This window comes from Waddlia chondrophila WSU 86-1044 (genome assembly GCF_000092785.1).
GTDB lineage: Bacteria > Chlamydiota > Chlamydiia > Chlamydiales > Waddliaceae > Waddlia > Waddlia chondrophila.
Genome location: NC_014225.1, coordinates 365,453 through 378,498, shown reverse-complemented (window position 1 = coordinate 378,498; position 13,046 = coordinate 365,453). Strand labels below are relative to the sequence as shown.

The 13,046-nt window shown below is 45.0% G+C and carries 13 protein-coding genes; 9 read left to right on the top strand and 4 right to left on the bottom strand.

Annotation, left to right across the window (positions count from 1 at the left end; genetic code table 11):
* The 9 genes from pyrB to WCW_RS01600 all read left to right on the top strand — a co-directional run bounded on the left by pyrB (position 1) and on the right by WCW_RS01600 (position 8,033).
* Positions 1–918, top strand: coding sequence for an aspartate carbamoyltransferase (gene pyrB, locus WCW_RS01640; protein WP_013181443.1), 918 nt, complete (start codon positions 1–3; stop codon positions 916–918).
* Positions 919–920: 2 nt separating this feature from the next.
* Positions 921–1,379 carry an aspartate carbamoyltransferase regulatory subunit gene (gene pyrI / locus WCW_RS01635; RefSeq protein ID WP_013181442.1) on the top strand — a complete coding sequence of 153 codons (459 nt, stop codon included), beginning with the start codon at positions 921–923 and terminating at the stop codon, positions 1,377–1,379.
* A gap of 13 nt (positions 1,380–1,392) precedes the next feature.
* Positions 1,393–2,628 carry a dihydroorotase gene (locus WCW_RS01630; RefSeq protein WP_013181441.1) on the top strand — a complete coding sequence of 412 codons (1,236 nt, stop codon included), beginning with the start codon at positions 1,393–1,395 and terminating at the stop codon, positions 2,626–2,628.
* Positions 2,612–3,643, top strand: a complete 1,032-nt coding sequence (locus WCW_RS01625) for a beta/alpha barrel domain-containing protein (protein ID WP_013181440.1) — start codon at positions 2,612–2,614, stop codon at positions 3,641–3,643. Before WCW_RS01630 ends, WCW_RS01625 begins: the two co-directional genes overlap by 17 nt.
* Positions 3,636–4,244 (top strand): orotate phosphoribosyltransferase, encoded by a 609-nt coding sequence (locus WCW_RS01620; protein WP_013181439.1) that lies wholly within the window; start codon positions 3,636–3,638, stop codon positions 4,242–4,244. Before WCW_RS01625 ends, WCW_RS01620 begins: the two co-directional genes overlap by 8 nt.
* On the top strand, positions 4,241–5,005 hold the full coding sequence (pyrF, locus tag WCW_RS01615) for an orotidine-5'-phosphate decarboxylase (protein ID WP_013181438.1): 765 nt from the start codon (positions 4,241–4,243) through the stop codon (positions 5,003–5,005). The genes WCW_RS01620 and pyrF overlap by 4 nt, the downstream gene beginning before the upstream one ends.
* Positions 5,002–5,757 (top strand): metallophosphoesterase, encoded by a 756-nt coding sequence (locus WCW_RS01610; RefSeq protein WP_041941462.1) that lies wholly within the window; start codon positions 5,002–5,004, stop codon positions 5,755–5,757. The genes pyrF and WCW_RS01610 overlap by 4 nt, the downstream gene beginning before the upstream one ends.
* Positions 5,758–5,809: 52 nt before the next feature.
* Positions 5,810–6,250 carry a hypothetical protein gene (locus WCW_RS01605; RefSeq protein ID WP_013181436.1) on the top strand — a complete coding sequence of 147 codons (441 nt, stop codon included), beginning with the start codon at positions 5,810–5,812 and terminating at the stop codon, positions 6,248–6,250.
* An 88-nt stretch (positions 6,251–6,338) separates the two neighbouring features.
* Positions 6,339–8,033 (top strand): AMP-binding protein, encoded by a 1,695-nt coding sequence (locus WCW_RS01600; RefSeq protein ID WP_013181435.1) that lies wholly within the window; start codon positions 6,339–6,341, stop codon positions 8,031–8,033.
* Between the two features lie 26 nt (positions 8,034–8,059).
* On the opposite strand, the gene nrdJ is transcribed toward WCW_RS01600, so the two are convergent.
* From nrdJ to WCW_RS01580, 4 genes are all read right to left on the bottom strand, one after another.
* Complete coding sequence (gene nrdJ / locus WCW_RS01595; protein ID WP_013181434.1) at positions 8,060–10,075, bottom strand: ribonucleoside-triphosphate reductase, adenosylcobalamin-dependent; 2,016 nt, start codon at positions 10,073–10,075, stop codon at positions 8,060–8,062.
* A 355-nt stretch (positions 10,076–10,430) separates the two neighbouring features.
* Positions 10,431–11,411, bottom strand: a complete 981-nt coding sequence (locus tag WCW_RS01590; RefSeq protein ID WP_013181433.1) for a hypothetical protein — start codon at positions 11,409–11,411, stop codon at positions 10,431–10,433.
* A gap of 68 nt (positions 11,412–11,479) precedes the next feature.
* The gene (locus tag WCW_RS01585; protein WP_013181432.1) at positions 11,480–12,106 is read right to left on the bottom strand and encodes an inorganic pyrophosphatase; all 627 of its coding nucleotides are present in this window, start codon (positions 12,104–12,106) and stop codon (positions 11,480–11,482) included.
* 130 nt (positions 12,107–12,236) lie between these two features.
* Positions 12,237–13,046, bottom strand: coding sequence for a hypothetical protein (locus tag WCW_RS01580; protein WP_013181431.1), 810 nt, complete (start codon positions 13,044–13,046; stop codon positions 12,237–12,239).

The window sequence follows — 13,046 nt, the reverse complement described above, 5'->3', positions numbered from 1 at the left end:
ATGGCCTATAAGAGTCGCGATATCATTCACATAGCAGATTTCTCAAGAGATGAAATCCTGCACATTCTTGATACTGCAGAAAAACTTAAACGGTCGCCCCAATCCGACCTATTAAGGGGAAAAATTCTCGGAAGTTGTTTTTTTGAACCTTCTACACGTACGCGGCTCTCTTTTGAATCTGCAATGCACCGTTTAGGAGGATCTGTCATCGGCTTCGATAATGCTTCCAATATCTCGACACGCAAGGGAGAAACCCTTCGCGATTCCATGAAAATGCTCGATTATTACGCGGACATCGCCGTGATCCGCCATCCTCTGGAAGGCTCGGCGCAATTAGCTGCCGACAGCATCGAAATTCCCGTGATCAACGCCGGAGATGGTTCAAATCAACACCCAACGCAAACATTTCTCGATCTCTTCACCATACGAGAGACGCAAGGCAGGCTTGAGAGTCTCTCCATCGCTCTTGCCGGAGACCTGAAACACGGCCGCACTGTCCATTCGCTGGCGGAAGCATTGATTTCCTTTCAATGCCGCCTGTACTTTATCGCACCGGAATCTTTGGAAATGCCGAAACCGCTCTGCGACCACCTCAAAGAAAACGGGATCAAATTTTCCTTTCACAGATCTCTTGAAGAAGTGATGCCTAAACTAGATATCCTATATATGACGCGGATACAAGAAGAGCGTTTTCAAGACCGCAAACAGTTACAAACAGTGAATCAATCGATCAAAGCAACTCTTCAGCTATTGGAGCAGAGCCGGCCCAACTTAAAGGTGCTGCATCCCCTTCCAAGGATGCAGGAAATCGATCCACAGGTTGACAACTCACCAAAGGCATATTATTTTCAGCAAGCAGGCAATGGACTCTGTACAAGGCAGGCACTGCTTGCATTAACTCTTTTGGGAGAAATTTAAGGATGCCAACGCTTGAAAAGACACTTCCGGTATCTGCCATTCAAAACGGCACCGTCATCGACCATATCCCTGCGGGGAAAGCCTTGAAAATCGTCAAATTGCTCAATCTATCGACCGAACGCCTCCAGACTACACTGGGTTTAAATCTGCCGAGCGGCATTCTCGGGTTGAAAGATTTGATCAAAATAGAGGGCTTTGTCCTTTCCTCTGAATCGGCGTCTAAAACCGCTATCCTTGCACCGCTAGCCACAGTCAACATCATTAACAATTACGAAGTGCAGGAAAAATTTCAAGTTTCGCTTCCCAAAAAAATTCAAAGCGTGATTTCTTGTCCGAACACTTTGTGCATCTCTAGTCAGGAAAAAGTCGACTCCATCATCCTTGTCAAAGAGCGATGGAAAGGGAATATTCAGCTGCAATGCCACTATTGCCGCAAACAATTTTCACACCAGGACATCTAATGCGGATAGACTCATGATCCGATTGAAAAATGTGATGACGCTTGGAAACGGAGTCGAAGACCTCCTTGTCCGTTCGGAAAAGGAGATGGCAATCGACTGCGAAAAAAGGCTGGTGCGCCTGCCAGGATTGATTGACGCTCACGTACATTTCCGCACACCGGGATCTGAACACAAGGAAAATTGGATCTCAGGGGCAAAAGCCGCCATCCGCGGCGGAATCACAACAGTCTTCGACATGCCCAACAATCAGCCTCCTTGTGTCGACCCGGAAAGTTTTCAACAAAAAAAGCTCCTGATCGACAAGCAATTGAAAGAGTGCGGGATTCCCTTGAACTACAAACTGTTTTTTGGCGCCGATAAAGACCGTATCCTCTCTGTCGGACAAATCAGCAGCGAAGTGATTGGAATAAAAATCTTTATGGGATCTTCCACCGGCGGACTGGTCATGGAAGACCTGGAGTCGATCGACAGGGCATTTGAACTGGCAGCCCAGCACAATCTCATGGTAGCTGTCCACGCGGAAGATGAAAAGATTCTTAAAGAGCGTCAAAAAAAATTTGCCAATGAAAAAAATCCCGCTATCCACTCAAAAATCAGAGACCGCTCCGCAGCGATCAAAGCAACGGAATTAGCGATCGCACTAGCCGACAAATACAACACCCGTGTCTACATTCTGCATCTCAGCACAAAAGAGGAGTTGAGCCTGGTGAGGCAAGCAAGAAAGCAGCAGATCCTCGTCTTTGCGGAAACCACCCCCCATCACCTTTTCCTCAATGAGGAAGCATACGAAAAATGGGGAACAAAAGTGCAAGTCAATCCTCCTTTACGCACCAAAAAAGATCAGGAAGCGCTTTGGGAAGCGATCCATGACGAAACGATTGACTCGATCGGTTCCGATCATGCGCCGCATACATTGGACGAAAAAAAACTCCCCTTTGGAAAAGCGCCTTCCGGCATCCCCGGGATAGAAACAACGCTTCCCCTTTTGTTGAACGCGTGCAACGAAGGGAAAATCTCTTTAGAACAGGTTGTCAAACTGATGCGCATCAATCTCGAACACATTTACAATCTCTGCCGCAGCTCAGACGCTGTCCTTGTGGATATGGAAATGGAAAAAACAGTCAGCGACATTGATATGCTGACCAAATGCGGATGGTCCCCCTATTCAGGCATGACTTTGAAAGGGTGGCCCGTCTATACAATCTTAAACGGCAACCCTTTTAAGGCAGAAGATGCAACCCCTCTATAATCCTGAAAAAACCTATTTGGAAAATTTGGCCGACGGACCTTTTTTCAAAGGGACCATCCCTGTTAGACCTCCCTTTTCATGGAAGGAGTTTCTGGGATTCAACATTGCATCTCCCATTGGAGTGCCCGCAGGCCCCCTTTTAAACGCTAATTGGATCAGCCTGGCAGCAGATCTCGGCTACGATGTCTTAACCTACAAAACAATACGCAGCTATGAGCATCCTAGCCATCCTCTCCCAAACATCGCATTTATCGATGCTCCCGATCAGCTTGACCCGGCAAATCTTCCGGATCGCATCAAAAGACAAAACCTGCCGCCAACCTCCATCGACCAGCTAGCGATCACCAACTCGTTTGGCAACCCCTCCCGCTCCCCCGACTATTTAAAAAAGGATATCCCTCTCGCTATAGAAAAGCTGCATCCGGGTCAGCTGCTGATCGTCTCCATTTTTGGAACAACAGAAGAGGAATATTTAGATTGTGCAAGGCTTGCAAGCCTTTGCGGATCGCCTGTCATCGAAGCAAATCTTTCTTGTCCCAATGTCTCAAAAAAAGAGGGCAACCTATTTGCAAATCCAGAAGCGGTAGAGGAGCTTTCACGCAAGCTAGTCGGCGTGATCGGCGACACTCCCCTTGTGATCAAACTGGGAGCGATTCCTGATCAACGGCGACTGCAAAAAGTACTCACAGCAGCTGCAAGAGCTGGAGCTCGGGCAGTCTGCGGCATCAATACGATCAGCATGGCAGTTCATCCTCCGTTATCCCACAGCCGGCAGACCTGCGGCATTTGCGGCGCTCCCATTTTCAAAGCTGCCCTTGCATTCACTCGTGAGGCGCGGGAAGTCATCGACAAAGAGAAGCTTGGCTTAGAGCTTATGGCTACCGGAGGCGCGACTCAACCAGAACACCTGAAGCAAATGCTAGACGCCGGCGCCTCAATTGCAATGACTGCTACAGGAATGATGTGGGATCCTTATCTGGCATCAAAATATCATCAAGGACACCAATATGCCTAATGATTCGCTGATGAGAGACCTATACAATATCGGCGCCATTAAGTTCGGCACCTTTACGCTTAAAAGCGGTATCACCTCCCCGATCTACATCGACTTACGCCTAATCATTTCTGTTCCTTCCCTTCTCAGCTGCATTGCAGACGCCATATGGAATAGGATCAACTCTCTTCCTAAAGATCTCTTATGCGGCGTTCCCTACACAGTCCTTCCAATGGCGACAGCCATTTCGCTTAAGCATCAAATTCCCATGGTCATGAGGCGCAAAGAAAAAAAAGAGTATGGGACAAAACAGGCAATCGAAGGACTGTACAAGGCTGGTCAGAGATGCTTGATTATCGAAGATCTGGTGACTAGCGGAGCAAGTGTTTTTGAAACCATCCGTCCCCTTCAAGCAGAAGGGATCGAGGTCTGCGACATAGCGGTGCTTCTCGACAGGCAGCAGGGGGCAAAAGAAAAGCTTGAGAAAGAGGGATATCGCCTCCACTCCGTCCTAACGATCACAGATTTGCTGACTTCTCTTGAATCGCAAGGGGTAGTTACGGGCGATATCGTTCAAAATGTGCAGCAATTCATCAAACAAAACCATTTCAGCATCACATGACAACGATTCTATCATATGGCGATCGAGCCGCACTTTGCTCAAATCCCGCCTCTAAAAAACTTTTCACACTCATGGAGCAGAAGCAAACGAATCTCGCAGTTAACTGCGACGGGGCGCATTCAGCTCAGCTGCTCGATTTTATCGAACAGGTCGGCCCGCATATCTGCGTCTTAAAAACACACATTGATCTATTAGAAGATTTTACCCCCTCTATTACGCAAAAACTCACTCAGCTGGCTGAACGCCACCAGTTTCTCATCTTCGAAGATCGAAAGTTTGCCGATATCGGAACTATCTCCAAGCAGCAGTATGAAAAAGGAATCTACCGAATCGCTGATTGGGCAAGCCTGACAAATTGCCACATCATCCCCGGCCCCGGCATCATCGAAGGCTTGCGGGAAACTGGACTTCCCAAAGGCAACGGGCTGTTGCTTCTTGCTCAAATGAGTTCCAAGGGATCGCTTGCTCAAGGCGATTACACGAGCCAAGCTGTCTGCTTAGCTAAAGAGTATTCTGATTTTGTGATCGGATTCATTTGTCAGGAAAAACTGACAGAAGATCCCCGCTTCATCCACATGACTCCTGGAATCAAGCTCTCCGAAGGTTCCGACTCTTTAGGGCAACAATACAATACCCCGGAAAAAATCCTGAGTATCAACGGCTCAGATATCATGATTGTTGGACGTGGAATCACAGAGGCCAAAGATCCTTCAAAAGAAGCTGAGCGTTACCGAAAAGAGGGATGGAAAGCCAAACGATGAATTTTAACATCTGGGCCATCGGCGATTTACACCTTTCTTTCGGTGTTCCCAATAAAGGGATGGAAGCTTTTGGGGAAACGTGGAGCAATTGGACAGAAAGATTGAAATCCAATTGGATCTCCTCTATCAAACCGCAAGACCTAGTGCTTCTTCCTGGAGACATTTCCTGGGCAACCCACTTAGAGGATGCCATTCCAGATCTGGAATGGATAGATAAGCTTCCGGGAACAAAAGTGATGATACGCGGCAATCACGATTATTGGTGGTCGTCCAAAAGCAAAGTGGAAAGTATACTCCCCTCTTCGCTGCACATCATTCAAAATAACGTCTTCAATTTTCAGGGAGTCGCGATCGCAGGAGCTCGGTTGTGGGATACTGCTGAATTCAATTTCAACGCCTTCATCGACGTCAAAGAGGGTACCCCGGCCAAAAAGCTTGCCGCCTATGAAGCGGAGGATGAAAAAAACGGGAAAATCTATGCTAAGGAGCTCATCCGCCTCGAACTTAGCTTAAAAGAGTTAAGAGATCATGCCTCTCATCGCCTCTGTATGACCCATTATCCTCCACTCAGCGCAAGCCTTGCCGATTCCAGGGCATCACGCCTTCTTGAAAAATATGGAATTCAAACTTGTGTATTTGGCCACCTGCATAGTTTGAAAAAGGGAGTTTCCCTCTTTGGAGAAAAAAACGGTGTTAACTATGCATTGACTTCGTGTGATTACCTTGATTTCCAACCTCTTAAAATTTATTGATTTTTTAATTTATTTTTATTAAAATAATCCCTTTTTAAATTAAAAAATATCAATGAACGGAATTATTTCTGAAATAAAAAATTTTTACTTTTACTACCACACTGCTGGTATCATCAAAAAAGAAGATCCAAACGAATTGATCGTTAAAACCTCGTTATGCACAAGAATGGATTTTGTTAGCGCTGTTTTTGATGGCCTCGAATTTCTTATATACAACGTGGCCATGACTATTTTTTCAGCCATAGCAGTAACCGCTACAATGGGCTTTGCTCCTAAATTTAAAAAATGTTTTTACGAAAATAGCTATGAAGCAATTGTGCATGCAGGCTCTATCCCTGTGTCGATAATAGGGATCATACACCCAAAAATTGTCAATCGACACTTCATCAAACAGAAACTTCAAGAGCTAAAAATAGAAAGAAAACCAGATACCCTCTCTTCTATCGTTAATCTTGTTGGAACTATTTTTATACGGAAAAGACTTCCAACATAAAAAATCAATTATTTTTTTAGCATTCCCTATTTGCATTTTATTTTAAAATAATTTATATCTATAACTAGAGGCAAATAGGAGGTCGTCCATGGAAAAAGTGTGGTACAAATCTTATACCGAAGGAATTCATCAGGAAATCGATCCTGACCAATACAGTTCCATTGCCGATTTCTTCAAGAAGAACTGCGAAAAGTTTGCCGACCTAAAAGCCGTTTCCAATATGGGTACATCGTTGACTTACCGAGAGCTCGAAGAAAAAACACGCCACTTTGCAGCTTATCTACAACATTGCCTACACCTGAAAAAAGGCGACCGGTTAGCAATCATGATGCCCAACTGTTTGCAGTATTACTTAGCGCTATTCGGAGCGCTCAGGGCAGGGCTGATCGTGGTCAATGTCAATCCTCTGTATACTCCGAAAGAACTAACAAACCAGCTTTCAGATTCCGGCGCAGAATCTATCGTTGTCATGGCTAACTTCGGCCATACTCTGGAAGAATCTCTTCCGAATACACCTGTTAAAAACATCATCGTGACGCAATTGGGAGACATGCACGGCTTTCTTAAAGGGCATATCGTCAATATCGTTGTTAAATACTTCAAACGGATGATCCCCTCTTTCTTTCTACCTAATGCAATTGAGTTCAATACCGTTTTATCGGAAGGCTCCAATAAAGTTTTTCAATCAGTCGAACTTTCCGGAAGCGACACCGCATTCCTGCAATATACCGGAGGAACGACAGGAGTGGCAAAAGGAGCTGTTCTTTCTCATAGAAACATTGTCGCTAACACCTTGCAATGTCTTGAATGGGCGAAATTTCAATTAACCGAAGGGAAAGAAGTGACGATTTCACCTCTGCCGCTTTACCATATATTTTCGCTGACCATCAGCTGTTTTGTCATGATTGGACTTGGAGCTGAATGCGTGCTGATCACCAATCCGCGAGACATCCCAGGATTTATTAAAGAGCTCAAACACACGCCATTCACCTTTATGATCAGCATTAACACCTTGTGTAACGCTCTGTTGCACAACGAAGAATTTAAGTCCGTTGATTTTTCCAAATTGAAATGCTGCATCACTGGAGGGATGCCTACAACGAAAAATGTCGCTGATCAATGGGAAGAGGTGACCGGTGTCGCTATTACGGAAGGCTATGGACTAACAGAAACAAGCCCTGTTGTCACCATCAATTCGTTTGAAAAAAGGGCTTTTACAGGAGGAATCGGATATCCGATTCCAAGCACTGAGATCGATGTCAAAGACGAGAACGGCAATTCTGTTCCCATTGGGGAAGTTGGAGAGCTGTGTGTCAGAGGTCCTCAAGTGATGTCGGAATATTGGAACATGCCTGAAGAAACTGCTCATGCATTCTTTAAAGATGGGTGGTTCCGCACAGGAGACATCGTGAGGGTCAACAACGAGGGGTTGATCTTTCTGGTCGACAGAAAAAAAGACATGATCCTAGTCTCCGGATTCAATGTTTATCCAAATGAAGTTGAGGAAGTGCTCATGTCTCACCCCCAAATTCTGGAAGCTGCTGTGATTGGAGTTGAGAATGTTGAGTGGACAGGCGAAGCTGTCAAGGCAGTCATCGTACGAAAAGATCCCAGTCTGACATTTGAAGACGTCATCACTTTTTGCCGGAAGCAGCTAACTCCCTACAAGGTGCCCCATTACATTGACTTTCGAGACGAACTCCCTAAAACTCCTGTGGGAAAAATCCTGCGCAGGGTTCTCAGAGAAGAAGAGAGGGCAAAAAACAAGGCGAAAGCTGCGTAAGCTTTCGCCTATGTCATGAAAAAAAGCTATCGGACTGGACAAGCACCATTGAGACACATCTCTTCTTGAAGCTCCTCATCGCGCATCTCTAAGCCGCTATAATCAATTTCTTTAAGTTGAGAGACATATTCCTCATAAGCCTCCTTAGTCACCACTTCCTGCGGCAGGTACGCATATCCCAAATCTTCCGCATTTTTAGTTGGATCATTGCGGAAAATAAAAGAAGCTCCCACATAAGAGTCCCAATTTTCCATAAACCAATCAATGATCTGAGGCACTTCAGAAGGATCGTATGAAATTGTATTGGACACGTTTTGCTCGCACCAGGTTTCCTGCAAAAGCTTATACCACTCCAATTGTTCTACTGCTGTATCTGCATTGACATCTACCTCTTCTACCTTTCCATTTTTCCTCGTTACAGTCTTGCGGGCAAATGGAACGCTTTCAAACTTCACAGGAAATTTTACAAGCACCGACTCAGGTTCATACGGCTTCTCAATAACAGAATATCCGGCGACGCGGAATTTGCCAACCAACGGATCATGCCTGGAATAGGTGATATTATTGAACAGGTATTTACCCAAAGGCATATGCACCCCCTCAGGCACTTCCCCCCAATCCTCTGTTCCCATGATTTTGCTCAATGTCCCGCTGGGTTTAATGCATGTGACGTTTTTGGGCAATGGAGAATCAAGCTCGTTCGCCATGCTATAAGCTGCGCTTACGGTGATATTGCGCATTCTTTTGTAATCATAGGCAGTGAGATCGGAACGCGCGCGGATTCCTGTCAAACCGACGCCGCAAAGGTGGAGGAACTCATTGTTCAAATGCCACGCTTCCTGAAGAATTTCATCGCGAAGATCTACCATCGTTTGCCGATAGTTCATGCGGCCTGCCAAAAACAACGCCCGCTCAAGCCCCACTTTATCCCCTTTGAATGAAAGAACATTGACTTCCGTCAAGTTGCAGAAGCTCTTATTGCCAAGCAAAATTTCGACACAAGGATTGCATCCCTTAAACCAAGGAGCACGCCTCTCAGCTTCTTCGGCATTGATAATCCCTGGTTCGGATCCGCCGGCGTCCAACATGATCTCAAAGACATTTTCCAACTCCTCTCTCGTCGGCTTTTGCCGGAACAGCAAACTATTATTCGATTGCTGGCGATGAGCATTTCCTGTGATCCACCACTCTTTCTTTGCAAGGGAAAAATCCTCCCATTCCGGCTGACCGTACTCAAAAAGAGCAATTTGTGCTGACCGACGGCTTGAAAGGATCGTCCCCAGCCAATTGACGATATCGAGAATATCCATCCGAGTCAACAGTTGATCCGAGCGGTCGGAGAGGATCTGTGCAATCGCTTTAAAGGCTTTAGCAATCTGCTCATCTCCTGATGAAATCCATCCATAACCTTTCAGACGAGTGCCTGCGGGGCGGATCTCAGAGAAATCCAAAATCAATGACTTCGCAGGAAATTTTCCCGCCACTAGCTTTCCAATCGCTTTCGCCCAAGCAATTGCGGAATCCCCCACTTTAATCGTCCAGGTATGCGTCTCAGGATCGTAGGTTTCCACATTGTGAACAACTCCCCCTTTTCCAGCACGATTGGAGCGGATCACTTTAATTTCTTGCAAGGGCCGCCTAAAGCCGTTCAAGGTACCGGTTATCGGTTTAAATCCAACGCCGCACCCCTGAAGTAAAAGCCACAAAACATCAACTAAATCGTAAACCGTCTCCACAAACGTAAATGAGCAGTTAAACATGCTGGATTCTCTTTTACGGCTAAGCTCTGTGCCTCCAAGCCAAAGAGTCCGTCCGGCAGGAGCCATTTGACGATTTGTGATCAGTTGCCGACACTCTTCCAATTCATGGCTCTCGCGTTCGCTAAGCGTTCTGCCAAGCGCTCTTTCCCATAACCACCGCTGATGGCTGATCACACGCCCAACAACTTCATCCCAACTCTCCAATACCGATTCACCCTCTTTGATCGGCCGATGGTAAGTTCTTAATGATGTTGCCATCGCTCTTGCCGTAGGTTTTACCATTTCTTGCTTCTCCCTTCCTTGCTGTAAAATGTTCAACAATTATACCAATCAGTGTAAACACAATATCTTGTGTTTATCCCCCTAAAAAACCACAACAATTTGTGTTTTGACAGAGTTTAGATATCACTTTTTTCTAGATTTTAGTCAACTTCGGCATTTGTTGAAAAACTTTCTAGGAAATGTGCTAGTGCTCTGTGTGAAAATTTGTTTCAAAAACTTTTCACACAGAGCACTAAGACAGGGATTCTAACATGTTGGATTTAAAACGAGTAGGTGAAAAAAAAATCTAACAAAATAGCGAAGCGAATCACATTGATTCCCAATTAATTACGAAACAGATTTTTTTTCGACACGACTATTTGATGAGGTCAAGAAGCTCTTTCAAGCCTGGATCATCAGGATCAAGATTTTCTGAAAGATCGTAATAGCTGCGAGGATTTAGAATCTCCTGAACTGCCTGTTCTTTGCCATCTTCATCCAGGCAACGGTAATAATCTTCACAAATAGACAAAAGCTCCTGAAAATCCTCTTCTATATTGAGAAGGGGGATAGACGCGCGCACCATTTTGTTGAAATCTTTCTTCTCTCCGCATTGCGAAACAAATGCCAACACTTCCAAATTGAACGTCAATTCCTTTTCTCTCATTGCTTTAGCTAATAGTTTGCGCAATTCCTCCTGCGAGGCTTCTGGATCTTCCAATTCTAGCAAACGCACCTTCAGCAGCTCAAACCACATGCTTTTGCCGATATAGGGATCCAGACCCTCTACTAGCTCCGCCGCATATCCCGAATCATCGTTATCGATCTGTTCGGCAATGTAATCATAGAGAAAACTTTCCAGGTCATTGGCGCAAGCCTCGCTGATCAATTGAAAGATCTGTTGGTGGCTTTCCCCCTCATCGACATGATCGTCCATGAGATCCTGAAGATTGGCGATCGCATCCTGAATAGATTCAGCAGTGGAGACATCTCCTTTATCATACATAAAAATCTGATGATCAAGCTCATCGCTAAACAAGGAAAGACTCATTCGATCCGGAAGCAAACGCCGCCAAATTTCGAACAGCACAAGATAGATGCGGTCCTGCTCGGCCGGTTCAAGATCTGCGTCTTTCAGCAGCAGATCGGTAAGCTCTTCCGGAGATTCGACGGACTGGGCATAGAGGAGAAACGCCTCACTGTCCCATGGAATACCCAAACCTTGCAATAGATGAAAAAGTTGGGAATCGGACAGGGAGCGATAATCCTCAACCTGCCATCTTTCGTAAGGAGTCGTAGGATCATTAATCCAATTCATGCGGATTAAATTATAAAGAGCGCGTCGTCCAATATCCATGAAATCTATAAGATTTTAAACTTCAAGAAACTGTTGCAGTATAAAAGTTTTACATTGTAAATGCAACTTTAATCGATTGAAAATTTGTCTGAATAGTCCTGAATTCCACACTTGATCACTTCTATAGCTTCATGGAAACCGTAATCGTGTGCAATAACAACTTTCCTTGGCTCAGCGCCTGGATAATCTTTATAGGTCAAAAAATAATGCCTCAATCGTTCGATCAATGCCGGCGGGCAATCGGACAAGTCCTTCATTCCCCCATAAACAAAGTCATCAACAAGAACACTGATCAATTTATCATCGGCTTCATTGCCATCGATCATGCGAAACCCTCCAATTGGAATGGCGCGCAGCATAATATCGCCTCGGGGGATCATTTTTTCGGTTAAAACGCAGATATCTATTGGATCTCCGTCTCCTTTGATCCCTTTCAACCCTGTCTTTTCCATACAATGGGCAGCAGAAAGGTTTCCGGCATAGGTCCTAGGAACAAATCCATAAAGTGTTGGACAGACACTAGAAAATTTTTGAGGCCGGTCGATCTTCAACAGACCGGTTTCCTTATCCAGTTCATATTTGATGGTATCGGAAGGGACGATTTCAATAAAACAATTGATCTCTTCAGGTGCTTTTTTCCCTAATGGCAGTCCATGCCATGGGTGGCTTCGGCGATGTTTAACCAAATTCTGCATACTCTCTCCTTAATCTCGAGCAGATACTATACCGAACCGACTTCAAGAATCGGTTTTTGAAGTCGGTTCGGTATATATTAAAAGGAACGAAAAGATAATTGCAACCGTACTCTAAGAGCCTGTAGGCGATTTAAATAATGCGGACTGCCTCCTGCGGAACATAACCAAGCTCGCCCCCTTGCAAACGGATCTTCAGCCAGGCACCCTGATCAATCACATCCAGTACCTCAACTTTATTTCCTGACAAAATGGGTTCCTCTTGAACCTTTGCATACTGAAACCCCGAATCCCTGTACAGGTCGCTCGATTTCACAATCACTGCCTCTATCGGAGAAAGATAATGCGAATAGAGGAAGCTGGCAAAAAAAAGGAACGCTGCAAAAGCTGCAATCTTCCCAACTGTTTTGAACAGCTCTTTCCTCAACCAGATAAAAACGGAAAAAAGAAAAAACGCAGCAAATGCAAACAGAGTAAACAGCTGCAGCCTCTCCGGTACAGAAAGATAAAAATGGAAGAAAAAGAGATTTTGAAACACTGTTTCTTTCTTCTTCTCGCCAATCCCTAATTTATTCAACGCAGTTGATAAATTTCTTCCCACAATATCCTCTCTGGGCATCAACTTGAGCGCCTTGTAATAGTACAGCACTGCAAAAGGATAATTCCCCAATTGAAAATAAGCATTTCCTATGTCGAAGTAAAGCTTTCCATTTCCGTATTCGGGTTGATCATCCCTCTCAAGATCTATGTAGTTCTTAAGAGATTGGTTAAACGCCTTCTCCCTTTCATCGAGACTCTCAGCAGATTCCCCCTCGACGTATCCGCTATACGCCTTTTTAAGAGTTTCAAGCCGGTCTATTTTTTCTTCATGCTTGTAAACAAAATGATTCACAACTGCTCCCGCAAAAATCAAAAGAATAAGCACTGTTAGTGGATTTCTCAT

Excerpts from the sequence above, each read along its gene's own strand:
- WCW_RS01625 (WP_013181440.1), top strand. The coding sequence starts at position 2,612 with ATGCAACCCCTCTATAATCCTGAAAAAACCTATTTGGAAAATTTGGCC.
- WCW_RS01600 (WP_013181435.1), top strand. The coding sequence starts at position 6,339 with ATGGAAAAAGTGTGGTACAAATCTTATACCGAAGGAATTCATCAGGAA.
- pyrF (WP_013181438.1), top strand. The coding sequence starts at position 4,241 with ATGACAACGATTCTATCATATGGCGATCGAGCCGCACTTTGCTCAAAT.
- WCW_RS01620 (WP_013181439.1), top strand. The coding sequence starts at position 3,636 with ATGCCTAATGATTCGCTGATGAGAGACCTATACAATATCGGCGCCATT.
- WCW_RS01580 (WP_013181431.1), bottom strand. The coding sequence starts at position 13,046 with ATGAGAAATCCACTAACAGTGCTTATTCTTTTGATTTTTGCGGGAGCA.
- nrdJ (WP_013181434.1), bottom strand. The coding sequence starts at position 10,075 with ATGGTAAAACCTACGGCAAGAGCGATGGCAACATCATTAAGAACTTAC.
- WCW_RS01605 (WP_013181436.1), top strand. The coding sequence starts at position 5,810 with ATGAACGGAATTATTTCTGAAATAAAAAATTTTTACTTTTACTACCAC.
- WCW_RS01610 (WP_041941462.1), top strand. The coding sequence starts at position 5,002 with ATGAATTTTAACATCTGGGCCATCGGCGATTTACACCTTTCTTTCGGT.
- pyrI (WP_013181442.1), top strand. The coding sequence starts at position 921 with ATGCCAACGCTTGAAAAGACACTTCCGGTATCTGCCATTCAAAACGGC.
- WCW_RS01585 (WP_013181432.1), bottom strand. The coding sequence starts at position 12,106 with ATGCAGAATTTGGTTAAACATCGCCGAAGCCACCCATGGCATGGACTG.
- pyrB (WP_013181443.1), top strand. The coding sequence starts at position 1 with ATGGCCTATAAGAGTCGCGATATCATTCACATAGCAGATTTCTCAAGA.
- WCW_RS01630 (WP_013181441.1), top strand. The coding sequence starts at position 1,393 with ATGATCCGATTGAAAAATGTGATGACGCTTGGAAACGGAGTCGAAGAC.
- WCW_RS01590 (WP_013181433.1), bottom strand. The coding sequence starts at position 11,411 with ATGGATATTGGACGACGCGCTCTTTATAATTTAATCCGCATGAATTGG.